Source organism: Paenibacillus sp. OSY-SE (assembly GCF_000283315.1).
Taxonomy (GTDB): domain Bacteria; phylum Bacillota; class Bacilli; order Paenibacillales; family Paenibacillaceae; genus Paenibacillus_B; species Paenibacillus_B profundus.
In genome coordinates, this window is the sequence record NZ_ALKF01000182.1 from 1 (window position 1) to 26,013 (window position 26,013).

At 51.3% G+C, this 26,013-nt stretch carries 17 protein-coding genes and 1 riboswitch; of the genes, 12 read left to right on the plus strand and 5 right to left on the minus strand.

The window, feature by feature from the left end; all coding sequences use genetic code 11:
• Positions 1 to 739: 739 nt before the first annotated feature.
• On the minus strand, positions 740 to 1,255 hold the full coding sequence (locus A372_RS0114775; RefSeq protein ID WP_019421639.1) for a helix-turn-helix domain-containing protein: 516 nt from the start codon (positions 1,253 to 1,255) through the stop codon (positions 740 to 742).
• A gap of 104 nt (positions 1,256 to 1,359) precedes the next feature.
• Positions 1,360 to 1,449: riboswitch (cyclic di-GMP riboswitch) on the plus strand.
• A gap of 88 nt (positions 1,450 to 1,537) precedes the next feature.
• Between A372_RS0114775 and A372_RS0114780 the strand changes: the two genes are divergently transcribed.
• The 4 genes from A372_RS0114780 to A372_RS0114795 all read left to right on the plus strand — a co-directional run bounded on the left by A372_RS0114780 (position 1,538) and on the right by A372_RS0114795 (position 11,299).
• Positions 1,538 to 2,248 carry a 4'-phosphopantetheinyl transferase family protein gene (locus tag A372_RS0114780; protein WP_019421640.1) on the plus strand — a complete coding sequence of 237 codons (711 nt, stop codon included), beginning with the start codon at positions 1,538 to 1,540 and terminating at the stop codon, positions 2,246 to 2,248.
• A gap of 24 nt (positions 2,249 to 2,272) precedes the next feature.
• Positions 2,273 to 9,019, plus strand: coding sequence for a non-ribosomal peptide synthetase (locus A372_RS0114785; protein ID WP_019421641.1), 6,747 nt, complete (start codon positions 2,273 to 2,275; stop codon positions 9,017 to 9,019).
• Between the two features lie 133 nt (positions 9,020 to 9,152).
• Positions 9,153 to 9,512, plus strand: coding sequence for a hypothetical protein (locus A372_RS0114790; RefSeq protein ID WP_019421642.1), 360 nt, complete (start codon positions 9,153 to 9,155; stop codon positions 9,510 to 9,512).
• 140 nt (positions 9,513 to 9,652) lie between these two features.
• On the plus strand, positions 9,653 to 11,299 hold the full coding sequence (locus tag A372_RS0114795) for a methyl-accepting chemotaxis protein (protein ID WP_026011085.1): 1,647 nt from the start codon (positions 9,653 to 9,655) through the stop codon (positions 11,297 to 11,299).
• 219 nt (positions 11,300 to 11,518) lie between these two features.
• On the opposite strand, the gene A372_RS0114805 is transcribed toward A372_RS0114795, so the two are convergent.
• From A372_RS0114805 to A372_RS0114815, 3 genes are read right to left on the minus strand one after another with little or no spacing between them, the layout of a single operon-like run.
• Entirely contained in the window at positions 11,519 to 12,250 is a 732-nt protein-coding gene (locus tag A372_RS0114805; RefSeq protein ID WP_019421645.1) for a polymer-forming cytoskeletal protein, read from the minus strand.
• 30 nt (positions 12,251 to 12,280) lie between these two features.
• Positions 12,281 to 12,955: a polymer-forming cytoskeletal protein gene (locus A372_RS0114810; RefSeq protein WP_019421646.1), complete on the minus strand. Its 675-nt coding sequence runs from the start codon at positions 12,953 to 12,955 to the stop codon at positions 12,281 to 12,283.
• Between the two features lie 15 nt (positions 12,956 to 12,970).
• On the minus strand, positions 12,971 to 13,594 hold the full coding sequence (locus A372_RS0114815) for a YhbD family protein (protein WP_019421647.1): 624 nt from the start codon (positions 13,592 to 13,594) through the stop codon (positions 12,971 to 12,973).
• Between the two features lie 1,117 nt (positions 13,595 to 14,711).
• Here A372_RS0114815 and A372_RS0114820 point away from each other — a divergent pair.
• Together A372_RS0114820 and A372_RS0114825 are read left to right on the plus strand one after the other, a co-directional pair.
• Positions 14,712 to 16,457 carry an ABC transporter ATP-binding protein gene (locus tag A372_RS0114820; protein WP_019421648.1) on the plus strand — a complete coding sequence of 582 codons (1,746 nt, stop codon included), beginning with the start codon at positions 14,712 to 14,714 and terminating at the stop codon, positions 16,455 to 16,457.
• Positions 16,450 to 18,273 (plus strand): ABC transporter ATP-binding protein, encoded by a 1,824-nt coding sequence (locus A372_RS0114825; protein WP_019421649.1) that lies wholly within the window; start codon positions 16,450 to 16,452, stop codon positions 18,271 to 18,273. The genes A372_RS0114820 and A372_RS0114825 overlap by 8 nt, the downstream gene beginning before the upstream one ends.
• An 80-nt stretch (positions 18,274 to 18,353) precedes the next feature.
• Here A372_RS0114825 and efeB read toward each other — a convergent pair whose 3' ends face one another.
• Positions 18,354 to 19,673 (minus strand): iron uptake transporter deferrochelatase/peroxidase subunit, encoded by a 1,320-nt coding sequence (gene efeB / locus A372_RS0114830; protein ID WP_019421650.1) that lies wholly within the window; start codon positions 19,671 to 19,673, stop codon positions 18,354 to 18,356.
• Between the two features lie 270 nt (positions 19,674 to 19,943).
• Between efeB and A372_RS0114835 the strand changes: the two genes are divergently transcribed.
• The 6 genes from A372_RS0114835 to A372_RS39295 all read left to right on the plus strand — a co-directional run bounded on the left by A372_RS0114835 (position 19,944) and on the right by A372_RS39295 (position 25,992).
• Positions 19,944 to 20,996: a DUF4198 domain-containing protein gene (locus A372_RS0114835; RefSeq protein WP_019421651.1), complete on the plus strand. Its 1,053-nt coding sequence runs from the start codon at positions 19,944 to 19,946 to the stop codon at positions 20,994 to 20,996.
• Positions 20,997 to 21,092: 96 nt separating this feature from the next.
• The gene (locus A372_RS35505) at positions 21,093 to 23,030 is read left to right on the plus strand and encodes a CopD family protein (protein WP_019421652.1); all 1,938 of its coding nucleotides are present in this window, start codon (positions 21,093 to 21,095) and stop codon (positions 23,028 to 23,030) included.
• Positions 23,031 to 23,623: 593 nt separating this feature from the next.
• Positions 23,624 to 23,920: a transcriptional repressor gene (locus A372_RS0114845; protein ID WP_026011086.1), complete on the plus strand. Its 297-nt coding sequence runs from the start codon at positions 23,624 to 23,626 to the stop codon at positions 23,918 to 23,920.
• Positions 23,921 to 24,226: 306 nt separating this feature from the next.
• Positions 24,227 to 24,880, plus strand: coding sequence for a hypothetical protein (locus A372_RS0114855; RefSeq protein WP_019421655.1), 654 nt, complete (start codon positions 24,227 to 24,229; stop codon positions 24,878 to 24,880).
• Between the two features lie 132 nt (positions 24,881 to 25,012).
• Positions 25,013 to 25,879: a glycoside hydrolase family 95 protein gene (locus A372_RS0114860; protein ID WP_157259573.1), complete on the plus strand. Its 867-nt coding sequence runs from the start codon at positions 25,013 to 25,015 to the stop codon at positions 25,877 to 25,879.
• Positions 25,816 to 25,992, plus strand: coding sequence for a glycoside hydrolase family 95-like protein (locus A372_RS39295; RefSeq protein ID WP_337483843.1), 177 nt, complete (start codon positions 25,816 to 25,818; stop codon positions 25,990 to 25,992). The genes A372_RS0114860 and A372_RS39295 overlap by 64 nt, the downstream gene beginning before the upstream one ends.
• Positions 25,993 to 26,013 lie beyond the last annotated feature (21 nt).

Here is a 26,013-nt window from a genome sequence, read left to right on the forward strand (position 1 = left end):
TTCCAGTTGTCGATGATTGAGCATTCTGGCAGTATTTCTAGCACTGTTCCTCTTGTGACTGTTTGACGGTTTTGGTTGTGATTTTTGCACCGTTCCGGTCGTTACTCCTTTGGCGTTCTTTATGTTGAAAATCTTTTTCTGAAATATTCATCTTATGATGTAGCTCTCAAGTTTTTACTTTTCGGAAAATGAAAAGGTGCTGCTATAATCAAGCACAAGCGCTGGTATCGCCATGTATCAACTTAATGTAGTTTCTGAACTAAGGGGAGAGTGGAGCTAAGTGCTAAAAGAAAAGGATCCTACTATGAACGTAATACCTGAAGGATTACAGCGTTTCAAGCGTAGTCTGTAGGCCCGCATTCCGTAGACCGTATACCGTAGACCGTAGACCCGCATTCCGTAGACTGTATACCGTGGAACGTACTGTTCAGGTCTAGGGTGCAGCAGCACCAAATGGAATAGGTAAATGGTAGGATAGAAAAATAAGACCGTCTGCTTCAGAGAGGCGGTCTTGTTTCTGTTCTGGAAAAGGGCGGAAACGTTAGTGTTCACATTTTTATCACATTATCGCTATCGCTCATGAAAACAACATGGAACTGGATAATTGTTCTGCTCCAAAGCGCATTGTATCGCACAAAAAAACTTAAAATAACCGAAAATTCATCATTTTTTGACATAAGTTGATTTGCATTGTCGAAAAATCGAAAGTAAAATGAAGGTAGGCGTTTAAGTTTTCATCTTAACGTTCCGATGTATTATATGGGTCTTGAGTTGGATGTTCTATCTGTTTCTCAAGTTTATAACCATGTTTTGTATACTTTAGACCTAATCGACGCAGCATGTCGCGAATGCCAGTGCGTGACATTTTAAGATGAAATTCTGACTGCAGCAAGGCATGAATATCGCGCATGCTCCAATGAGAAGCACCTTGAGCAGAAGGCGAAGGAGTGGAGATGATGCGGCGAATCAATTCTCGTTCCTGCTCCGGAGACAGCAACCTTGGTTTGCCTGGAGCGAGGCTGCGGGCAAGTAAATGCTCCATGCCACCTTCGTTGAACAGCTTGACATAAACGGATACGGATTGGCGATGGATGCCCAACTGCGCGGCTACGTCTTTGGCGAAAGCACCAGACATGATGAGTTGGATGGCCCGCACTCGATTGGCGAGTTGAGCATCGTCCAAGCTGGAAGCCAGTTGTTCTAGTGTTGGCTCGTCCCAGCCATGATTGTTGGAGATAGATAGTTTTTTCATCATACTCACTCACTTGAGATTTTATTTTAGTATAGGTCTTCATGAACAAAGGTATTCATTTCCAGTGAGTGGATGTGTAAACAAATACGTATGAAAACCGAAATATAACTTGATAAAGGCAAACTTATCGAAAGGTAAGGACGCAAAGCCTCGGGCCTAACATCCAGCAAGCGGATTATGGCGGCCGGGTTGCCATTCTATGTTGCGGTACATCAACATTTATTTGGTGACGAGGCTATTGGGGACAATAGTCTTTTTTTTTGCGTTTAGAGGATGAATCGGATTATGAATATTGTCTTGGTGAAATTGGAGGGTGGTTCTCCTCACGATGAGATGAACCGGCTGATTGACAGACTAATCCCGCATATTACTCCTGAAAAATACAAAAGACTGGACAGGCTCCGTAAGCAGAAGGAGCGGCAGCGCTTGGTCGTCGCGGATATTCTGGTCCGCAGTCTGCTTTGTCGTAAATTGGGACAGCGAAACGATGAGCTTGTTTTTCGCACCAATGAATACGGCAAGCCCTATCTTAAAGGGAATCCCGTTTATTTCAACGTCTCCCATTCAGGAAATATCGTCGTGGCTGCGGTTGATGATGCGCCAATCGGAATTGATATTGAACGAATGAGAGAGTGGGATATGGATGTGGCTCGTCTTATATGCGCGCCGCGCGAGTGGGATATGCTCACATGTACAGACGGTGATCGCGCGCGCCAGGAACGGTTCTTCACCATTTGGACGGCGAAAGAGAGCTGTCTCAAGGCGATCGGAATGGGGTTTGGCATGCTTCCGAGCTTGCTCGAAATCGTGACAGAAACCGCTGCTGTACCGCATGGCGATCCCGTATGGAGTGTTGACGATTACTATGTAAAACAATACTCCGGGGTTGAAGCAGGCTATAGTATGGCGGTTTGTGCACAGCATGCAGAGTTCACCAAGCAAGTAGAATACATAACAGTGGAACAATTGACTCATCGATTTATGATTTATCGTTGAACGAGATAAAGGAGTGGACATAGATTGGCTTCAATTCAATTGACAGTGGAAAAGTTGGCCGGACACGACGCACATTCTTTTGAGCTGCCGGCGGATACGGTACGCCTCTTGATCGAGCGTTCGAGCGAGCATTCCGTCAAGCTGGAATCCGTTATTTGCGGGGCTTGGGCTGCACTGCTTTCCCGGTTTTACAACTCGGAACAAGTGGCCCTTCATGTTGTGGGATCGGAGAACGGCAAAGGCGCTCATACCATAGTTAGCCAGAGCGACGTAACGATAGCTGGCATCGTGAGCATTCATGACAGTCTGTCGTCCTGCGCTGACACAGTGAGCATGACTTGCTCAGCAGCATTAGAGGACGGTGGCGTTGCGACTTATTGCTGGTGCGGCGCCGGAATCTGTCCCGAGCTTCCGAAGGACCAAGACGTAAGCGGGCTGCACGGCAGATTTCAATATGCTGGCGCAGATGGTGTGACATCACCGATATTTACGATTTATTATGAACAAAATCACTTCCAGCAAACGACGATAAAACGGTTGGCGGTCTACTTCATGCAGCTCCTTCAAGAGGCGGCACGGCATCCGCAGAAAACAATCGGCGAGTTGGAAATGCTGACGGAACAAGATAAACGACAGTTGATTCATGATATGAACCGGACGCAAGTGGAATATCCGAAGACTTTCACGGTACAGGCACTGTTCGAACAGCAGGTGCTTCAAGCTCCAGACCGAGTTGCTGTTGTAGAAGACGAGCGGGAGCTCACATACCGGGAATTGAACAAAAAGGCGAATCAATTAGCCCGCCGTCTGCGGAAGCAGGGGGTGACCCGTGAGCAAACCGTCGGTATTATGGCAGAGCGAACCGCGGAAATGGTCATAGGGATACTGGCGATTTTAAAAGCAGGAGGAACTTATGTCCCCCTAGATCCCGATCACCCGCAGGACCGCATTCAATACGTATTGGAGGACAGCGGCACTCAATTGGTACTGACGAGCCGGCTAGCGGCCGATTATTTATCCGGCGCAATCGAACGCGTCATCATCGACGACCCGGATCTTGCCACTGAGCTGGAGGATAATCTGTCCCCTGTCAATCAGCCGGAGGATCTTATCTATATCATTTACACATCAGGCTCGACAGGCCGGCCGAAAGGTGTGATGGTAACGCACCGCAATGTCATCCGGCTGGTCAAACATACGAACTATGTGAAGTTCGGCCAAGACGATCGCATCTTGCAGACGGGATCGCTGGTGTTCGATGCATCGACCTTTGAAATCTGGGGCTCGCTCTTGAACGGATTGGGACTGGTGTTGGTTGATAAAACGACGATATTGGATGCAGAGCAGCTGGAACAAGCCATTATCCGTCACGGCGTGACGATTATGTTCCTGACGACGGCGCTGTTCATTCAATTGGTGGACCGCAACCCGCGCATATTCGCTCCGCTCCGCCAACTGCTCGTCGGTGGAGAACTGATGTCGCCGAAGCATTTCTACCGCGCGGCGAAAGAGTGTGCGCCAATCGCGATATCCAATATTTACGGCCCAACCGAGAATACGACGTTTTCCACCTCTTTCGAGTTGAAGCACGAGGTGGATGGAACGATACCCATCGGTACACCGATTACGAACTCGACTGCCTATGTCGTGAATGAGTACGGCAAGCTGCAGCCAATAGGGGCGGTAGGCGAGCTGTGGGTCGGCGGCGAGGGTGTTGCGCGCGGCTATTTGAATCAGGAGGAGCTGACCCAGGAGAAGTTCATCGATAGCCCATTTGTGCAAGGGGAACGGATTTATAAGACGGGCGACCTTGTGCGGATGCTGCCGAACGGCAGTATTGAATTTGTGGGCCGTAAGGATCACCAAGTGAAGATTCGCGGCTATCGGATGGAGCTTGGTGAGATTGAAGCGCAAATTCATGCTCACGAGCAGGTGACTGAATCGATTGTCATCGACTTCGAAGAGACTCCGGGTCAGAAGGCGCTTTGCGCCTATATCGTGGCGGAAGGCGGTATGACGGCGGCCGAAATCCGGGAGTATCTGTCACAGCATCTGCCGGAATATATGGTGCCTGCCTATTTCATGTTCCTGGACCGGATGCCGCTTACGATTAACGGTAAGATCGACCGGGCGAAGCTGCCGCAGCCAGAGAAGCGGGAGCGGGCTGCCGCCGGCTATACGGCGCCTGTCAGCGAGACGGAAATCAAGCTCGCGTACATGTGGGAGGAACTGCTCGGCATTGCGCCAATCGGAACGAAGGACCATTTCTTCGAACTGGGAGGGCACTCGTTGAAGATGGCTCAGCTGCAGGCGAAGATTGCGGCCGCATTCCGTGTCACGCTGTCCTTCAAGGAGCTGTTCGCGAATCCGTTCATCGGCAAGCTGGCCGCGCTGATCGATGAGGGCGAAGCAGGACGGTTCGAGGCGATTGAGCCAGCGGAAGCGAAGCCGCATTATCGTCTCGCTCCGGCGCAGACGCGTATGTTCGCGCTGCAGCAGCGGGGCGGAGTCGGCATGGCCTATCACATTCCGCTCGTGTACCAGGTGAAGGGCAAGCTAGACGCCGGACGGCTCGAGCAGGCGCTGAATCGGCTAGTGGAACGCCACGAAGCGTTCAGGACCTCGTTCCATTGGGAGCAGGATGAAGTTATCCAGAAGGTGTGTGCTCACACCGGCTTCCGGATGCGGCTCATCGCAGCGGAAGGCCGCACCGCAGCAGAGCTGGCCGACGAATTTGTCCAGCCATTCCAACTGGACGAGGCGCCTCTGTTCCGGGCGGCATTGGCCAAGCTCGGGGAAGATGATTATGTTCTCCTGCTGGACATCCACCATATCGTATTTGACGGCACGTCGCTCAGCATCTTTGCAGAAGAGCTGTCGGCACTGTACGAGGGCAAGGATCTTACGCCAGTACGATTGCAGTATAAAGACTACGCTGAATGGCAGTCGCAGCGGAAGCAGGATATTTCCGCACATGAAGGGCATTGGCTGCGCGTGCTGGAGGGAGAGCTTCCGGTACTGGAGCTTCCAGCCGATTCCCCGCGTCCGAACGTGCAATCGTTCGAGGGGGACATCGTGCGTGTGACACTGCCGGCTGAAGCGGCTGCAGGCTTGAAGCAGATGGCCCTTGACCAGGGAACGACGCTATATATGGCGCTGTTGTCCATTTACAACGTGCTGCTCTCCAAATATGCGGACAAGGAAGACGTCATCGTCGGCTGTGCGATTGCTGCACGGACACATGCTGATCTGAACCGGATGATGGGCATGTTCGTCAATACGCTGCCGATTCGAAGCTACCCGGAAGGTGAAAAAACGTTCGCCGCTTACTTGGAAGAAATGAAAGATACTCTTCTGTCGGCGTACGAGCATCAGGATTATCCGCTGGACAGCTTGATCGATCGTCTGCAGTTGAAGCGGGATGTGAGCCGGAATCCGCTGTTCGATACGGTATTCGTCATGCAGAACATGGGGGATACATCGCTCCAGATGGGGGACGCAGCATTCGTGTCGGTACCCTACCACAATGGAACGTCGAAGTTCGATTTGACGCTGGAAGCGGTGGAGAACGAGGAATCATTATCGCTTAACTTCGAATTCTGTTCGAAGCTGTTCACGCAGGCAACGGTGGAACGGATGGCCGAGCATTTCGTGCAGTTGGCTGCACAAGCGGCGGAACAGCCGGAGCGCAAGATCGGCGAGCTGGAGATGATAACCAGACAAGAACAGCAGCAGCTGATTCACGAATTCAATCAGACGGAGGCAGATTATCCGCGTAATTCAACTGTGCATGCTCTGTTCGAGGAACAGGCGCGCATCACGCCGGGGCGCATCGCGCTGGTGGCGGGTGAACGGGAGCTGACGTACGGAGAGCTTAACGCGGAAGCGAACCGGTTGGCCCGGTATTTGCGGCAGCAAGGGACGAAACCCGAACAACCGGTAGGTCTGTTCACGGAACGGACAGCAGAGATGGTTATCGGCGTGCTCGCGATTATGAAGGCGGGTGGAGCTTACGTTCCGATCGATCCCGATTATCCACAGGAACGGATTCAGTATTTGCTGGAGGATAGCGGCGCTGCTATCGTGCTGACAAGCGGACATTTGGCTGAGCGTCTGCCAGAAGGCTTGCAGCGCATTGGCTTCTCCGATCCGGAGCTGTCCCGTGAATCGATAGATAACCTGGAGCATGTGAATGATGCAGACCATTTGATTTACTTGATGTACACATCTGGTTCCACGGGCAAGCCAAAAGGAGTTATGGTCACACATCGCAACGTCGTTCGCTTGGTGAAGAACACGAACTTCGTGACGTTTCAAGAGGATGACTGCATTTTGCAGACGGGCTCGCTCGTATTCGATGCTTCGACGTTTGAAATCTGGGGAGCGCTGCTGAATGGACTTCGGCTCGTGCTGGTGGATAAGACGACGATCCTGGATGCAGAGCAATTGGAGCGCGCCATCGCTCAGCACGGCATTACAATGATGTGGCTCACTTCGCCGCTGTTTACCCAGCTGGTGGAGAAGAATGAGCGCCTGTTCGCACCGGTACGGACGTTGCTCGTCGGCGGAGATGTCTTGTCGCCGAAGCATATTTATCGTGTGCTGCACGCGTGTGCGCCGATCGCGATTGTGAACGGCTACGGTCCGACAGAGAACACCACCTTCTCGTGCTGCTACCAGATTACGGAGGGACGGGACGGCTCAATCCCGATCGGGATGCCAATTGCGAACTCGACAGCTTATGTGGTGAACGGCTACGGCAAGCTGCAGCCGATTGGCGTGGCAGGCGAGCTGTGGGTCGGCGGCGACGGCGTGGCTCGCGGCTATTTGAACCGAGATGATCTGACGCAGGAGAATTTCATTGATAGCCCGTTCATTTCTGGCGAGAAGCTGTATAAGACGGGGGACCTTGTGCGGTGGCTGCCAGACGGCACCATCGAGTTCCTTGGGCGTAAAGACCATCAGGTCAAAATTCGCGGCTATCGGATGGAATTGGGCGAAATTGAAGCGCAAATCCGCAGCCACGAGCTGGTGAAGGAAACGCTCGTTACGGATATCGAGGAATCAGCGGGGCAAAAGGCGCTGTGTGCGTACATTGTAGCTGAAGGCACATTGACGGCTGCTGACATCAGGCAGCATCTGCTCTCACACCTGCCGGATTACATGATACCGACCTACTATGCGTTTTTGGAGCAGATGCCGCTTACGACGAACGGGAAAATCGACCGGGCGAAGCTGCCGGCGCCGTCGAAGCAGGAATGGACCGCGACGAACTATGTGCCTCCAGCCAATGACACTGAAATGAAGCTGGCGGATATGTGGCAAGAGCTGTTAGGGATTGCATCGGTCGGAGTGTGCGACAACTTCTTTGAACTGGGTGGCCATTCCTTGAAGGCTATCACGCTCGTTGCCCAGTTAAAGCAGGAGTTCGAAGTCGATGTCAGCGATATATTTGCCTATCCGACGATTCGGGAGCTGGCACAGCATATGAAGTATCGGCCGAATCATATGAAGGACAAGCTGGAGCAGATTCGGGAAGCCTATCTGCACGCAGCATCCGTTGAAGAAGACAAGGCGGTAAGCGAAGGGTGGATTCAATACCGGAGCCGAAATGAACGGTATGGCCGAATGGATCTATCGGAACGAGCGCGGTACCGCAATGTGCTGCTGACCGGAGCGACAGGATATTTGGGGGCCTATTTGCTTCGTGATCTGCTCGTCTGCACAGACAGCAAGGTTACTGCTGTTGTTCGTGGGGAGTCTTCCGAACAGTCGCGGCAAAGATTGAACGATAAGCTTGCTTATTATTTCGGACCTTCCTTGGCGCAGCAGCACGGGCATCGAATTGTGGCAATCAACGGCAATTTGAGTGAAGAGCGCCTTGGACTGGAGGAGGACGTATACTCCAAGCTGTCGGACGAAGTTGATTGCATCATTCATGCGGCCGCTAATGTGAAGCACTACGGACATTATTCCGAATTTGTGCTGAACAATGTGACCGCGACGGAGCGCTTGTTGGAATTAGCCGCTGCAGGGAACAAGAAGGAGTTCCACCATGTGTCGACGATGTCCGTCGGGATGGGGACGATCGAAGGAGAGTCTGAGATGCTGTTTACCGAAGACGATCTGGACGTCGGCCAGCGGCATGATAACTATTACGTGCAGACGAAGTTCGCGGCAGAGAAGCAGGTGGAGCAGGCCCGGGAGAACGGCGTGAATGCCAACATTTATCGTATCGGCAACATCGTGTTCAACTCCGAGAATGGCCAATTTCAGGAAAATATCCATGACAATGGCTTCTATAACACGGTGAAAGCCTTCATCGGGTTAGGCGCGGTTCCAGAGGCCGGACAGGATACAGATTTGTCTTACGTGGATCAAGTGAGCCGGGCCATCATTACGTTATTTGACAAGCCTGCACTGCATAATGAGACATTCCATATTTATAACCCGCATCGCATCGGCATGTCGGACATGCTTGCGAAGCGGCCTGAATTTTCCGTCATGCCGATGCCGATGGATCGCTTCTTGGATTATTTGTTCGAGCGCTATGAGCAGAAGGCGGACAGAGAAGCGGTGGAGAACGTCATGCTGCACAGCGGTTGGATGGACGAGGGAACGGCACAGACCTCATTCGTTCATGCCGCCGAGCGGACGACGGCCGTGCTGGGCTATCTCGGGTTCGCTTGGACAGCACCGGGAGATACGCAAATTACGAGCATGCTGAACCATTGCCGCGAAGTAGGATTCCTGTCGTACCCGGACAAGTGAATCGGCTGCGAGACTACGTATGGGAGGGATGGCATCGAGAATAGAGACAACCGATAGCAGTATGAAAGAGCACTAGCGAATTTGAGCAATAGACGTGGTTATGGAACCACTACATTAGAGGAGGAACGATACGATGTTTGAAGCAAATTATAACGCAGCAAAAAACCGTGTATACGTTAAGCTTGAAGGTATGATGGCGATGGACGAGGCAAAAGATTACGATAAAGCCGTTCGTGACCAAGTGGATAAAACTAAGGAAGGGTACACGTTCTGCATCGACATGGCGAATGCGCAACCGGCACCTGCGGAAGTAAACGATTATTTGATAGGCTTGCGTGAATATATGGCGCGCAAAAATATTAAAGGTTCCGCGATGATCGTAAGCTCCGCGTTGACGAAGCTTCAATTGTCCCGGTTAGTTAAAGATCTTGGGGGCGCGTACGGCGTGTCGCAAAGCATTGAGGAAGCGGATCGCTATTTGGATACCCTCTAGGAAGCAATCATCGATTCACGTTTCATAGAAAGCATATTGGAAAAAAAGACTTGCCCGTTTTCGGACGGGGAGTCTTTTTTATCAACTGAACATCGTTACGTGCCGGTATGGCACTCTATTACAAAGAAGGTGAGATCGCAATGAAACCTCAGTCAATCAACGAACGAATTCGAACATTATGGAGTCGCTGCTTTCAATCGCTTCTAGCACGCATCTTATTGCCAATCAGCCTGTTGACCCTGCTTGTCATTCAGGCGACTTGCTGGGTAAATATAGGTTATATGAAGAACATCATCAACGATCTCATGGTGGAAGATACGCAGACGGTGGTGCGGCAAATCGGCAAGCTCGTAGTGGAACACAGCGGTGAAAATCCGAAGGCCGTTTTGAATACAGTAGCTTTCAAAGATCATAGCTATGCTTTGCTCGTAAAAGACGGAAAAGTCGTCGCACGGGCAGGCATAGGGCTGTCAAAAGAGGAAGACGATTTAAGTCCGCTCTATACGGGAGAAAAGCATGAAATGTACCTTGATACCGGGTTAGGGGGCTACGCTTTTGCTGCCAAAGCAGGAGAGTACACCGTCATTTCCGTGGGCGATTTCGATGACTTTGATAACGGACTTAGTAATTATAAATGGATTATGTATGCCGTCACGGTCGGGGCTTTGGTAGCCATCGCAGGGGTAACTTGGCTGCTTGTGAGGAGATTGTTCGTCACTCCGATTCAGAGTGTGTCCTACACCATTGAACATATTGGCGAAGGTGACTTTACAGATCGTGTTGCTTTAGATACGTCTCGTAAAGATATTTGGGGAGCCGTTGCACGCAGCTTCTCGGGCATGAGGACTAATCTGAAGAGCTTAGTGGATCATGTCGTAGACACGAGTGAGAAGATTACGCTAACGTCGAATGAGTTCGCGATAAGCTCCCAAGAAACGAGTAAATCGTCTGAACAGATTACGATATCGCTGCAAGATATTTCGATGGGTGTCGATGAGGGTTCCAAGAAGCTGGCTGAGGTCAGCCAAATGATTGAGGACGTTACGATGGCGATTGGAGAGGTTGATCAAGTAGTCAAGACGATAACCAATGAATTTGCGAAAGCCAATGACAAGGTCGTGCTTGGAAATGACATCGTAAACCAGACGGTTGGCCAAATGAATCAGCTGTCTGAAAATGTTGAATCCAGCTCGAAGATTATGCACAATTTGGAGCAGAAATCGGGTAAAATCGGTGAAATTATAAAAATTATTACCGACATTGCCGGACAGACGAATTTACTTGCTCTCAATGCTGCGATCGAAGCGGCGCGAGCGGGGGAGCATGGCAGAGGGTTTGCCGTTGTAGCCAACGAGGTGCGTGTTTTGGCGGATCAATCGAACAAGGCTGCAATGGAAATTCATGAAATTATATCGGAAGTTCAATCGGAAACGGTAAAAGCGGTCGAAGTGATGGACAAAGGGAATCAGTTCGTCAAATCGGGGATTGGCAGCGTGAATGAGACGGGCGACGTATTCCATGCGATGGTCACCATGATGCAGGAAATATCCAATCTGGCCAGCATGGTGGAGGCTATTGTCCAAGAAGTGAATACCAGTTCGCAAGAGATGCTCGAACAAGTGCAGGGCGTCGCCCAGATTTCTGAAGAATCGGCGGCTAGCGTCCAATCCATCGCTGCTGCAACGGAAGAACAAAATGCGGTGATGGAAGAGTTGGCTAGCTCAGCGGAAGAATTTAAACGGATGTCTCATGGCCTGCAGGAGGCCCTTGGCAAATTCAAGTTTTAATGTTGTTGAATCAATCATTTTTTAGAGAAAGCAGAGAACCGATACTCATGATGGGTATCGGTTCTCTGCTTAACCTGCAGCTCATCCCGCAGATTGTTTCTGCAAGTCGCTACGGCTTGCAGAATAAGCACTGGATAGTGCCGAAATCGCAATTCCACTCGTCATGCCGAGCGAACGCAGGAACTCACGTCGAATTGGCCGAACCGCGCAACTTTCTTGTTACATTTGGATGACCGAGTTGACGACGCTATCCTGATCTTGATAGAAGTGATGACGATACTCGACGCGCCCGATCTCGCAGCCGGGGCCAAGCTTGACGTGATTGCCACGCACGATGGCTGCGGTCGTATGCTCAAGCTCGATATGGTCTCCTTCAATGACATCGGCGGTCAGCCGCGCATCAGGCATGACTTGGAAGATGCCCGGAATAAATTTGAGCATATTGGTGATTCCGCTTCCCTTGCGGACCTTGATGATCTCGCCGCCAATTTCCTTTGCGTGGCAGTTCCAGTTGATGCGTAAATCCATGCTGCCCACATTGAGCAGACCGCGCACTGCAAAGGAACCGACTGCGGAAAGGGTCTCAACTTCGCAATCGCCTTGCACCTCGATCGAGCCTCTCAATTTCAATCGTTCGCCTTGCAGGCTGCTGCCGATATTCACCATACCGCTGATGCTCGCCTCCTGCACCTTCACACCACCGGTAAAGTCGCCTTGTCCCTGAACGATGAGCTTATGCGTAAGCAGGCTTCCTTCCATCTGTGAAGTGCCGCGAATCTTCATCTCCTCGGACTTCACGTGGCCATACACCCTTACCGTTCCCGCACATGTGAACAAGCGGCATTCGATATTCCCGTTCACCTCTCCGTCGCCCAAAATGCTGACTTTGTCGTATATGCCTCCTCCAGAGCTTGATGATCCCATTATTTTTAAATGCTGCCGCTGTTCCATTAGCGAACCTCCCGATTAACCATATGCGGATTATAGCTTAATATGGCTGTTTACTTGCGCATTTTCATGCAGCTGTACGGACTGCTTATATTCCACCAGGTCAATCTCGCAGCCAGGACCGATGATCACTTGCGTGCCGCGTACGACGCGAGCTTTAGTATATTCCAGAACAACCTTGTCGCCTTCGATCGTATCTGTTTCCAGATGTGGACTGCTGAATAAAGAAGAGAACAGCTTGTTAAATACGGACAACGGTTTGCCTTGTTTAACGGATATATTCTCACCGCCGATTTCCCGTACGTGGCAACTGTGAAGCAGCTTAATATCGATGGCGCCAGCATTGAGCAATCCGCCGATGTTGAAGCTGCCGTGGGATTTGAATTGTTCCGCTTCACAATCGAATGCAACCGATGCGGTTCCGTTTATCTCTATCGTTTCCCCAATTAGGCGTCCGTCGATACTGGCCGTGCCATCAATACGGCTATGAACAGCCTGCATGTTGCCTTTTACCGTGCACATGCCGCGGACTTCGAACTTATCAGTCTGAATACTCCCTGCTATTTTGCCTTTGCCATTGCTCACGAACGAAGCGCAAACAATATCCCCGTTTATTTCCCCTACCCCATCTATGCGAACGCGTTGGAACGATCCGCCAGATGAACTGCCCATTCCAGATATAATAATGTCTCTCAAATGTTGACTCATGAGAGTTTCCCCCAATCAAGTGAGTTTGGCCTTCAATTCTTCTAGACAGCTTGCGAGCGAGATATGTGATACAAGCTTAGTTCCATTATCAAAATACACTTCGCCTGGGCTGGCGGAGAGCAGGAAAGTCGAGACGCCCATCTTCCGCACGAGCATCAGCTCGCAGCTTCTCCCTTCGAATCGCTGGTAGTGATCGCGAAGCACCTGTAAAAGGCCCTTGCCTTCCTCAAGGCTCATTTCTCCGGTGTGGAGCATCCGATCCAGTACATACATATGAATCAATCTCTCAAATGTAAAAGCGTCTGCATCGCCCGTCTGATCCGTAAAATATTGCAGTGCCATCGTCGACACGATGCCACGATTTATAATGTCTGATTTGTGGAGTGCCATCTCCGCCAAGTTGGGCGAGAACATGTCGGCAAGCTCGTTAAGGGACAAATTGTCCTTCATGTCGATGATTTTATCGATACGCGCCAAAATTTTAGCCTTCGGAAAAAAGGTCTCCTGACCGGTAAACGTCGACTTGCGAATAAACCACTCTTCAGGAATCAAATCTTTGCGCTTCCACCGATACAACTGGCCGTAGGAGATGCCGGTCAGCTCGAGCAATTCTTTTTTTGAAATAAGTTGTTCATCCATAACATGCGGAAGCCTCCTTGATCGCCTTGTAGTGTAACATTGTTACGTAATTATCGTAACAGTGTTTCGTTTACTTTGCAATCATTGAAATAAAGCAGGCGACAGATGATACTTACCGTGCTGGAGCGGCGGTCGTAGGCACGACCTAAAAAGGCTAACCTCGCGGGGTTAGCCTTTTGGCACGTCTAATCCGAGTCCTTCTGCAATCCAACATAAGGAGGTGTGGAGCAGGACGGCAAGTGCCGCTCGAAAACTCCGATAACCCATGCTGAAATTAGTCGGGAAAAAGACGTCTTCCGTCTTGGAACCGTTACGTTACCCTTTCCGAAGCAGGTATTCCTGTTCCATCCATTGCTTCACTCTCCCCTTTATTCAGAATGGCAGTGCCCTCTTCGCTTTCAGAGGGGAAGAGGCTGTCGGTCCTGCGTGGAATGGCCCTTAGCTCCATTCTCCCAAACAGTCAGGATGGGTTGCGTTGAAGAAAAAAGTACATGCCATTTCATATAGCTAGGAAGCGTCCGAGCATGGTGGCAGTTACCCATAGTTGTCCTAGGTCGTGCCGCCTCCTGATGGCAGTGAACTATAGTTGTCCTAGGTCGTGCCGCCTCCTGATGGGAGTGAACTATAGTCGTCCTAGGTCGTGCCGCCTTCTGATGGGAGTGAGCTATAGTCGTCTTAGGTTGTTCCGTCTCTTGGTGGCAGTTACCCATAGCCGTTCTGGGTCGCGCGGCTTTAAAGTCAGAGAGCCAGGGTCGTCAATGGCCATGCTGCCTTCTGATGGAAGGGGAGAATGAAGCAAGGGAGCGGATGAAGCAAATCCCCATCTGTCTGAACGTCCCCCTGCACGAATGGAACATTTCGTGTAATTATGAAGCGTCCATGCCTCGATAGAGGTTTTCTTTTGAAATTGTTGACAAAATGTTAACAAATGGATTGAAGCCGCGCTATAATTGATCTATCATATCTATCTGATAACATAATGGTCCCGAAAGGAGGCGACTTAGCCGAACGGGAACATGGAAATGATCGTCTTTTGAAGTTAGCGGCAGCGGTTGCTAGCTTCTGTCTCCAGCTCCCTTTGGCACCGGACTCGATAACTGGTACGGGAAGTGAATACATGAAAGAAAAGACGTTGTTATTCGGTCATGTTCGGTCTCATTTGCCCCTTTATGTGACAGCGGTATTGTTTATGGCGGCAGCCAACGTCATTTACGCTTATTTTCCAAGCTTGCTCGGACAATTTACAGATGAGCTGCAGCAGAATGGATTGACGAGGTCGTCCGTCGTCCACTACAGCTTATGGCTGCTCGCTATCGGAGTCGGGTACGGCACATTGTTCGGCATGGGTCAATTACTGAATCACCGGCTTGGCCGCTGGTTTGAATTCAATACCCGGCAGAGGTTGTTCCAGCAATTTACGCGACTCAGCGAGCATTATTTTTCCAACAACGGGGTCGGCAAGCTGCTTAGTTACTTCATGAACGATGTGACCTCTGTAAGAGAAACGATAGCTAATGGTCTTAATCAGATGACGAACGCGTCGATTCTATTAATCTCGGTTATCGTCATGATGAGCGTAAGCCACATTCCACTCTATCTTGTGTTCGTCTGTGTACTGCCTCTGCTCTCCATCCCGCTCTTTGTCGTCTACTTCGGTCCGCGTATTCGGATACGATCGCGGGCAGTGCAGGATTCCTTGGCATCGATGACGGAATCGGCGGAGGAGCAATTCGGCGGCATTAAGGTAACGAAGACGTTTGCAGTTGAGGATATCGCGCGGGAACGGTTCGGGGAAACGGTGGATCGCATCCGTGACAATCAACTAAGCCTCGTCCGCATGACATCGCTGTTCCAGGCGCTTATTCCTTTCGCCGGTGCGCTTTCGTTAGTTATCGCGATAACGTACGGAGGCATTCTGTCCATTCGCGGACAGCTTTCTCTCGGTAATTTCGTTACACTGACGCTCTATTTGCGCATGATTATTACACCGCTGCAGCAGATTGGCAACGTCATTAACGTCATGCTGCGCTCCCGGGCGTCGCTTGATCGACTGAACCGGCTGCTTGGGGAAGAGCCGGACATCCGCGAGTCGGATCACGCCGTCCCAATCGATCCAGACAAGACGGGAATTGATATTAGGCAGCTGTCGTTCGCGTATCCGGATACCGATACCACATCGCTCAAGGACTTAAATATCCAGGTGCAAGCAGGCAAGACGCTTGGCATTGTCGGCAAGACAGGGAGCGGCAAGACGACATTAGTCAAGCTGATGCTCAGAGTGTACGATCCGCCGCAGGGAACGATATTCATCGGCGGGCAGGACATCTGCGAGCTGACGCTGGAAAGCTTGCGCACGCAGGTGGCGTATGTGCCGCAGGACGGCTTTTTGTTCAGCACGACAATACGGGACAACATCGCGTTCCATGACCGCGGTGTTGATGATGAGCCCATTGAGGAAGCGTCTAGGCTGGCAGATGTGTATGACAATATTGCGGATCTTCCGGATCAGTTCCATACGAAGCTGGGCGAACGGGGACTGACCTTGTCGGGCGGTCAGCGCCAGCGGACCAGTCTGGCCCGCGGACTCATCAAGCATGCGCCGATTCTCATCCTGGACGACAGCGTCAGCGCAGTCGATGTCGTCACGGAGACGAATATACTGCACAACTTGCGCGAAGCGCGCCAAGGCAAGACCAATATTATTATCGCCCATCGCATCAGCGCGGTTCGTCATGCTGATGAGATTATCGTGCTGGAGGACGGGGCCGTCAAGGAACGCGGAACGCATGCAGGGCTGCTCAAGCAGGGCGGCTATTATTCCTCGCTCTATGCCATTCAAGAGGAGGGGATGCTCGATGCCTGAACCGAAAGGTAGTAAAGCGCGTAATGCCTATGATGTGTCTCCCGAAGACCGCAAGCAATCGTTCATGGCGATGCTTTCCTATGCGAAGCCGCACCGGTTCACGTTTCTTACCGTATTTGTATGCACATTCTTCGCCATTGGCGCGGATTTGCTGCAGCCTTATCTGGTAAAGATTGCTATCGACGATAACGTGCTGACGGGGGAGCACGGCGTCAGGACACTATTGACGCTGGGCGGTTGTTATTTGCTGCTAGCGGCGATAAGCATGATATTTTCGTACGTGCAGGCGAATCTGCTGCAAAGGGTCGGGCAGAGTATCGTTGGGCAGCTGCGGAAGGATTTGTTCCGGCACATTTCGAAGCAGTCGATGTCGTTCTTCGACCGCAACCCGATTGGCAGCCTCGTTACGAATGTGTCGAGCGATACGGAGACGATTAACCAATTTTTCACGCAAGTGCTGTTGAGCATCGTGCGGGATGGATTGTCGCTTATTCTGATCGTGGCGTTCATGTTCTCGCTTGACGCGAAGCTGGCTTTATACTGTCTTATCCTGTTCCCGATTATATTCGCCATTGCGATTGCTTTCCGCTCTATGCTTCGATCCGCTTATCAGCGGACGCGCGCTGAGCTGTCCCGGCTGATTGCGTTTCTGGCGGAGAACTTGTCGGGCATGAGCCTCATTCAAGTGTTCCATCAGGAGAAGGAGCAGACCGAGCGATTTACGGAACAGAACCGCAAATATTTGCGGGAAAATCTACGCGAGGTGCGCACGAGCATCATGTTCAACCGTTCGTTCGATATTCTCGGCAACGTATCGGTTGCTTTCATCGTCTGGATAGGCGGCTTCGCTGTGCTTGATACCGCGTTGGAGTTCGGCGTGCTGTATGCCTTCATTAACTATATCCGGCAATTTTTTCAGCCGATTAACCAAATTACCCAGCAATGGAACACGCTCCAATCGACAATTGTGTCCATGGACCGTTTGTGGCGCATCTTCCGCGTACAGCCGGAGGTCCGCGATCCAGAGCCAGAGCAGGCACAGGAGATCGATGCGTCCGATGTGCTGGGACAAGTAGACTTCAACCGCATCCGCTTCGCTTACGTCGATGATCGGGATGTGCTGCATGACTTGGATCTGCACATTTCGCCAGGGGAATTCGTCGGCATCGTAGGCACGACGGGGGCAGGCAAGAGCTCTCTCGTCAACTTGCTAGCGCGCTTCTATGATGTGAAGCGGGGGAGTGTGGAGATCGACGGCGTTGATATTCGTAGTTTGCCTCAAGATACATTGCACCGCATCGTCGGGCTTGTCCAGCAGGATCCGTACCTCTACTCAGGCACGATACTGGATAATGTGCGGCTGTTCAAGGATAATGTCTCACGGGAAGAAGTGATATGGGCCTGCAAGGCGGTTGGGGCACACGGTATGATTACACGATTGAAGCACGGGTACGACACGCGGCTGTCAGAGCGCGGAAGCGGGTTATCCGCCGGGGAGCGGCAATTGATTTCCTTTGCCCGCATTCTCGTGTTCCAGCCTCGCATCCTTATCCTGGATGAGGCGACTGCGCATCTCGATTCCCATACGGAGCGATTGATCCAACAAGCGCTAAGCGTCGTGTCGGAAGGAAGAACGACACTCGTCATTGCGCACAGATTGTCTACGATTCAACATGCGGATCGCATTATCGTCATGCGTCATGGGTGTGTCGTCGAGCAAGGCACGCATGAATCGCTAATTGCACAGGACGGATTCTATGCGGAGTTGGTTCATCATTCGCGTCCGATGAAGCTGCAGGCGCAGCATATGGGATAGTAAGAAGCACGATAGCAACCTCCGCCGAACATAATGTTTCGGGCGGAGGTTTTCTTATAAAGGTTGCCTATTTGCGAAGTTCAGCGAAACAGCGCTTCCCCGATGAAGCTTCCTTCCTGTGCGCCAGGCGGACAGGCAAACACAGCACTGGAGAGATGGGATGTGTATTTATTCAAGGCATCATGCTGCGCCAGAATGGAGAGCATGGGGATGAACTGATTTTTGATGCTTTGTTGAAAACTGATAAAAAGAAGACCGGCGTCCAAATCGCCACTGGTTGCATCAAGGCCGCGTGAGTAAGAGTAAGAGCGCCGCCACATCTTGGTTCCTGTACCGCGGGCAAGCCACACGTGTGAATCTGTCGGTATGTGGCGCATGGACACGGCATCAGCTTCATTTTTTTTGCCGAACGGGGCCCCGCTTTCTTTCTGACGGCCGAACGTTGCTTCTTGCTTCTGCAGTGCCGTTTGGTCCCATTCATCAATGAACATGCGAATTTTCCGGACGGCTAAATAGGTGCCCCCAGTCATCCATAATGGATTATTTGATGGTGAGGCCCATACATACCGCTCCATGGCTTGATCATTTTCAAGCTCGTTGTTTGCCGTACCGTCTTTAAATCCAAACAGGTTTCGTGGTGTCTGTCCATCAGGAGCACTCAAGAAACCTTCCTGTACCCAACGAATCTTCGCAGTGCCTTGGGCAACTCTGGCTAAGTTGCGTATCGCATGAAAACTTACGACCGGATCATCCGAGCAGGCTTGGATACACACATCGCCGCCCGATTCCTGCTCTGTCAAGGCGTCGCCAGGCATAGCTGGAATGTCAACGAGCTCATCCGGTTGTTTTGCGGCCAATCCGAAGCGGTCAACGCCGTCTTTGCGAAACAAAGTGGGGCCAAAACCAAACGTAATCGTAAGCTGTGCTGGGGGAAGTTCGTGCGTTTCCCCTGTGTCATCTGGCGGTGCAAGTCCTTCCAGATTAGCTTTTCCAACCGAATTTCCAGCCGTCATGTTTGCACTATAGTCGGTCCATGTTTTACATAATTGTTCTAATTTCATCCTGTCCGCATGTACGATGTCGAATGCGGCAAAACACATATATTTTTGCGGAGGTGTTGCAATCCCCGCTTGTTTTGTCCCGTAGAAGGGAATGGAGCCGGCAACGCTGGTTTGGCTCGTTTGATTATCCTTTGCTGCCGGGCTTGGTTCTTGGCTTGGGCTTGAACTTTTAAGGATACCGCTAAAAGACATAAAGGCCCCCATGCCGCCCATGCCTACAAACATTCCCGTACCCGCAGCGGCGCTTAATTTCAACAGCTCTCTGCGGCTCATTTTACTTTTGCCGGATTCATAGCGCTCTTGTTGCGGTTCCGGCGCTTTCTCGTTCTCAAGCTTCATGTTAACCCTCCTCATTGAACGGCCTCGGTCCCATGTTCAGGTTAGTTTATTAATCATTGCTATTCAATCAAAATGTGTTACAAATTCCCAACAAATGATGCCGAGGCTTTGAAATAAATGCACTAGGCCCTAATAGTAATGAACGCTCTAATCGGATTGTTCATTTTTTTGTGACATTTTATAGCTAGATAGAGTCATGTGCATCCGTCTGTGTTGTTTTACAATTTACTATGACATTAATCACATTTGTTTTGAAAAGGGGCGGGTTATATGAAAAAGTTAGCGAGTATTGCGATAAGCACCTTATTGTCATTGTCCATCGCCATTCCAGCGTTTGCGCATGACGGTTGGTCGCAGACGAACAGTCCGATCATTGGTGAAGGTGAAGTATCCTATGTTGAAATGATGCTGGGCAATCACTCCAACGAGCATCGCAGCTACCGCATCGCTGGACAGTGGAGCACTGACTCGTCCAAAGTGTACGTCATGAATCCGGCTGGGAAGAAGACGGATATTACCGACACGAGATTTTACACGGGTGAAGCGGCAACTGAAGAAGAGCCAGCGGTCAACAATTACTTCGTCTCTTCTTTTTCTGCGTCGAAGCCGGGAGCCTATATCGTATCGGTCGAAGGCGACAGCATCTTCAAACATGACGGGAAGGCAAGCCGCACGCTTCGCAGCGCGAAATCGTTCGTCGCCGTGATGGATATCCCTGTATTGAAGCGAGCATCGCTCCTGACGGGCTTCGAACGACAAGTGAGCCCGGATCGGGCGGAACTGGTTCCGCTCTTCAGTCCGGCGGCGGTCAGTCCGAATCAGGAAGTATCCGTACAGTTGATGCTGAAAGGCAAGCCGCTTGCCGATACGGAAGTATCCCTCATTCGCCGCAGCAATTCGGAAGCGAAGACGCTGAAGACAGACGCTAAAGGCACCATCTCGTTCAAGACAGGTCCTGCCGACTATTATTTGCTGCGCGCCAAGCCATCAATGAACGAGCAGGTCGAAGGCCAGTACGATTCGGTCAGCTACGAAGCGACGATGACCTTCATCGTGCAGAACGGTTCGATCCAGCTTCCTGGCCAATCGGCTACGGCACAGCCGCAAGTGTTCGTGAATGGCAAAGCTGTGTCTGATCAATCGTTCTCATTTGCAGACGGAATGTTGAAGGCAGATGCGGCTTGGGTCAAATCAACGCTCGGCGATGTGACAGGGAAAGGCCTCGTTTCTTTGCGTGAAGCAGCAGAGAAGACGGACACGGTGCTGGAATTTTTGCCGGCAGTTGGAACGAATCGGGCAGCCGTCCTTCTCTATACGAAGTAAGACAACGATGATTCAATCCTGCAGAGGCCGTTGGAGTTCCAACGGCTTTTGTATTCCAAGTGTGAATAAACTTTGGTGTGAAAGGGGGATGACACAATGACAATGTTGAACAAAGCGGCGAAGCTTGCACTTCTATTTTTGATCTTTCTTATTCCGTTTGTTCTCTTGCCGCAGCCTGCTTCCGCTCATGCCAACATGGCATCATCCTCACCGCTCTCGAATTCGGAATTGACTGATTCGCCGACAGAAATCCGGATTACGTACACGGAAGGCATCGACGCGGATCTGAGCTCGATGACCTTATGGAATACGGATGGCGCAGAGATAGCAGGCGAGGTCAAGAGTGACGGGGAGAAGACGCTGGTGAAGTCGATTTCGTCCTTGCCGAACGGGATTTATAAAGTGAAATGGCAAGTGCTGTCGGTTGACACCCATGTCACGGAAGGTTCCTTCGAATTTGCTGTTGGCGTGAAGCTGAAGCAGTCAGGGCCAGCTGCAACGAAATCGTTGGATGACGATGAGCCGGCGTCCGCGACAGAGAACAAGACGACGACCCCAGCCAAGCCTGAGAAGAATGGCAGCACGAATGGAACGAAGCACGCCGACAGCTCCGCTAATCAGCCAGTGAACAAAGATTCCGGTAAGGGGAAGCCCAATTCGCAGCCAGAGTCCCCCCAGTCTGGCGGCGCTTCGAAAGTGGACAAAACGGCTGCCGGTACCACTGGGCAGAAGGAGAACCCCCCCTCAACTGAATCGCAGTTTAAAGCTGAGCAGAAGGTGAGCGATCCGCCGCGTCAGGAGAAGCGTGACGACACGAGTGAGCCGGATAGCGCAGCGCAGTCCGGGAAGGAGAAAGAGGCCGCGCTAGCCGCACCGGATGCATCGCCTCAGGCAGGGGCAGGAGAGAAAGATCAATCCGGCGCCGCTGCGCCAGCTTCCCCGGTTCAAGCAGAGAAAGCGCCAGCGGGAGCGGGTAACGAAGCAAATCCCGACCAGGGAGAAGTTGATCATAGCCATCATCATGACCATGGAGCTGAAGCAGCTGCGTCAGCAAGCGAGGCAGCAGCCGATCATGCAGACCATAATCATGGCAACGGTAATCTTGATGGATGGAATGCGTTGATTCGCATCATCAATATCGTCGTGACGGTGTTGCTATTCGCCATATTGTATTATCGCATGATGTTAGCGGACGGAGTGAACGAGCGCTTTCCGGCATTCCATCGCGCCATGAAGCGTCTATGCAAAGGGATAACGATTAGCGCAGTTATATTGTTTGCAGCTACTTATGCAGCACATATGCTGCTCATTGCGCAGCAGCTAAGCAGCGGCAGGGCGGATACATCTGCTGCATCAACTGCGTTAACGCTTGCCTTGTCAACCCGGGTTGGCTTGGCGGATGGCGCGCGAGTGCTGCTTGCCGCATTGCTCGCCCTCATGATGCTGTTCAAGAACGGCGCAACGGTGCTCAACAAAGTGGTGCAGTTGCTCATCCTGCTCGGAATTGCCTTAACCTTTCCGCTTACGGGACATGCGGTGGCATCCGATTCAGGGCTATTGTCTTTCCTGACGGTCGTCTCTCATACGCTCCATATTGTTACCGCATCGATCTGGTTCGGTGGGCTGTTAGGTATGGGGATGCTAACGGCAAGCTGGCGGCGTAACCAGCTCGGCGCGGAACATGTTCATGAGATCAACGGGCAGTGGAGGCGTTTTTCCCGGGCAGCCTTGCCGCTTACCGTGCTGACGGTAGTGACAGGAATCATACTCGCTGCGATGCGGTTAGGGACATGGTCTGCTTTCATTTCGTCATCATACGGGCAAATCTTGCTCGTCAAAAGCGGACTCTTTCTCCTCATCCTCATCATTGCGGCATTTCACCGCTATTACTGGCTGCCCCGGTTCGCGAAGCATAGCGGTGAGGCGCACCTGCTGCGTCAATTCCTGATTGGTGTGCAGGTGGAAATCGCAGTCGGAATTGCGGTATTTATCGTGGCAGGTATGCTGTCGACCAGTCCGCCACCCGGCATGTGATCATTGATCAATTGAATTCAATACAAGCTCATATTTCCTCCTTCGAATGCAATGACGATGATGTTAGCGTCAGCGGCGTTCGGGGGAGGATTTTTTTATAATTAAGGAATGTTTAAGTTCTGTGAATCGCTAAAGCGAAACCATACATTCCTTGTGGCAATAAAACCTATTTCTAAACGCGGTCGCCCATCTTCGAAAGGCCGCGATAGAGGATTTTCACTGGTCATATTTAATGAAAGTAAATATTAAATTAGAATGATTATTGATTAAATACAATTACTATGTTAAATTAATATCATATGAGTGATTCTTATTATCATTACTTAGCGCGCTTCGGGGCTTTGATTTGAGCCGTTTGAGCTGATGAAGGTATGGCTGTTGCAACTTATACCGATGATAACAGTAGGCCGTATGATACTAAATGATTCATTAGCATTCTCGATGATTGATCGCTGAACCGATCAGTCATGCCGGTTCATATACTGGAGCTGGTGGATGATACGTTGTTGGTGAGCTCTTGAAAGGAGCGGCCATGCGGTGCATGATAACGATGGCATTTTTGATTTCGTGAATAACATTTCCACAGGAAAGGAATGGGGCCCTTGAATAATCGGCACATGATAACGTTTATGAAAAAAAAGCGTGAAAGCAAGCCAATGCATATGACGCAGCAGAGAGAGGCGGTTTTATCTTGCATCAATCAAGCCGTGTCCCCAAAGACCGCAATGGAAATCTATATTGCTCTGAAGTCGGATATGACACGCATTTCTCTCTCCACCGTCTATTGCAGCTTAAAATATTTCGTCAAGAACAACATCGTACGTGAATTGGACGATGACGGGCTATCCAAACGATATGAATACACTGGCAGCATCTACCGGGAAGCTTGAACTGATCACGATATAACTGAATGACGATATGAGTATAAAGCCCTTTGCAGATCCATCTGCAGAGGGCTTCTCTGTGTGTAGCGGACGCAGGTTATTTTCGGAGATAACGTCTTATGGTGCTTCGGAGGTACAATGAAGCGCATGACCATATAACCAATGACACAGCAGATGACGGCCAGCAGCGCACGTTCCTCCAAATAAAGGTTGAAATGGTTGTTCGGTACCATGAGGCAGCAAAGATTTCATAGCTTAGCGGTTGTGGTATATTAAGGAAAGAAGCTCTGTGACAAGTAAGGGGAAATTGGTTTGAAATCTAGTAGGATTGAAGCATTTAAAACGCAAGTCGAGCTCACGCTCCTTCTTGAGCTTGATATCCGCAGCCATAACGAGAACGACCCTGTCGAGGTGAAAGCTGTGCCAGACAACTGGACAGTAATGGGGAGCGGGAATTATGCCGTTGTGTTTGCGCATGCTGATTTTCCAAATCTAGTTGTGAAGGTATACGCGCAAGGCCGCCCGGGTTTGCAGGATGAAGCGGAGGTATATCGGCGCTTGGGCCGTCATCCTTCTTTTTCGGAATGCTATTATGTGGGTGAAGCTTATTTGATCATGAAGCGAATGCCAGGCTATACGTTATATGATTGCTTGCTGACAGGAATCCCGATACCGCCTTCCGTTATACGCGATGTCGATGAAGCTCTCGCTTACGCGATGAAGAAAGGCATGTCTCCGCGCGACATTCACGGGAAGAACGTCATGAATGATAACGGCAAAGGCTATGTCGTGGATGTGTCCGACTTTCTGCTGCGGGGGAGCGACGGGATATGGGAGGATTTCAAACGCGCTTATCATTGGCTGTACAAGCCGGTATTAATGCGTTGGACGCTGCCCTTGCCTGCAAGTCTGCTGGAGTGGTGCCGCAAAGGGTATCGCTTCTACCGCAGAAGCCGGAAGAAGTAGGATTTATCCATTTTCAAATGACAGGTGCTATTCCCCTTGACAATGGAGGAGGGGGAACGCTACGCTCAGATCATGAGCAAAGTGAAAGCGTTTTATAGTCCAGTATTCAAAGCAGAGAAGGAGTCACTTCCCATGAGCGGAGCTTTCCAGGATTATCGTTTGATGTATGACGAGCCTTCTAGTGGCGCGGGGCGATCTGGCATAGACGCATGGAATGCCGAGCTTCCAATTGGCAACGGAAGGATGGGCGCCATGGTGTACGGCGACACTCCGGTGGAACGGCTGCAGCTGAACGAGGAATCGATCTGGGCGGGGCCTCCGCTGCCTGATCACCTTCCAGGTGCGACGACGGCGATTGCCGAAGCGCGAGAACTGCTGTTTCAGAACAAGGTGGAGGAAGCGGAACGCATCGTCAAGGAAAGGGTGCTCCTTCCGCATACGGGACCGCGCAGTTATCAGCCGTTCGGAGAGCTGTGGCTTGAAGATATAAATGCACAGGTCGTTGAGGCAACGACAGCGGGTGAAGGAGAACGGTCCGACTATCGCCGCGAGCTTGATCTGGATACGGCCATTGCCACGGTCGAATACGTGCGAGCTGGAGTCGCTCACCGCCGCGAAATGTTCGTGTCGGCTACGGATCAGGTGCTCGTGCTGTATTGGAGCGTCGACAAGCGGCAGTCCCTCTCTTGCAAGTTATCGCTAACCCGAGATGGAAGCGCACGGATTGAAGCGATCGGAACCGATGGGCTTCTGCTGACAGGACAAGCGGAACATCGCGGGACGCATGCGGGAGTCTGCTTCGCTGGATGCGTCAAGGCGGTACCTCAAGGCGGGCATGTTCAGGCTGACGGGGAGTCGCTAATCATTCGCGACGTGGATTCGCTTACCGCTTACGTTGCCATCCGCACCTGCCTGCAGCTTGGGCGAGTGGGGTGGTGTCGGGCTTGCGTGCGCGGGGCGGATTCGAAGTCGATATCGAATGGAAGCAGAATCGTCTGACCCGCTGCCGTATACGTTCTTTGCTCGGACGGAGCGTGACGCTGAGATACGGCACGGCAGAGCGTGTATGTGAGACAAAAGCTGGCGGTTACGTGGAATGGGATGGCTGTTGAATAAACGCCCCGCCCTTTGTT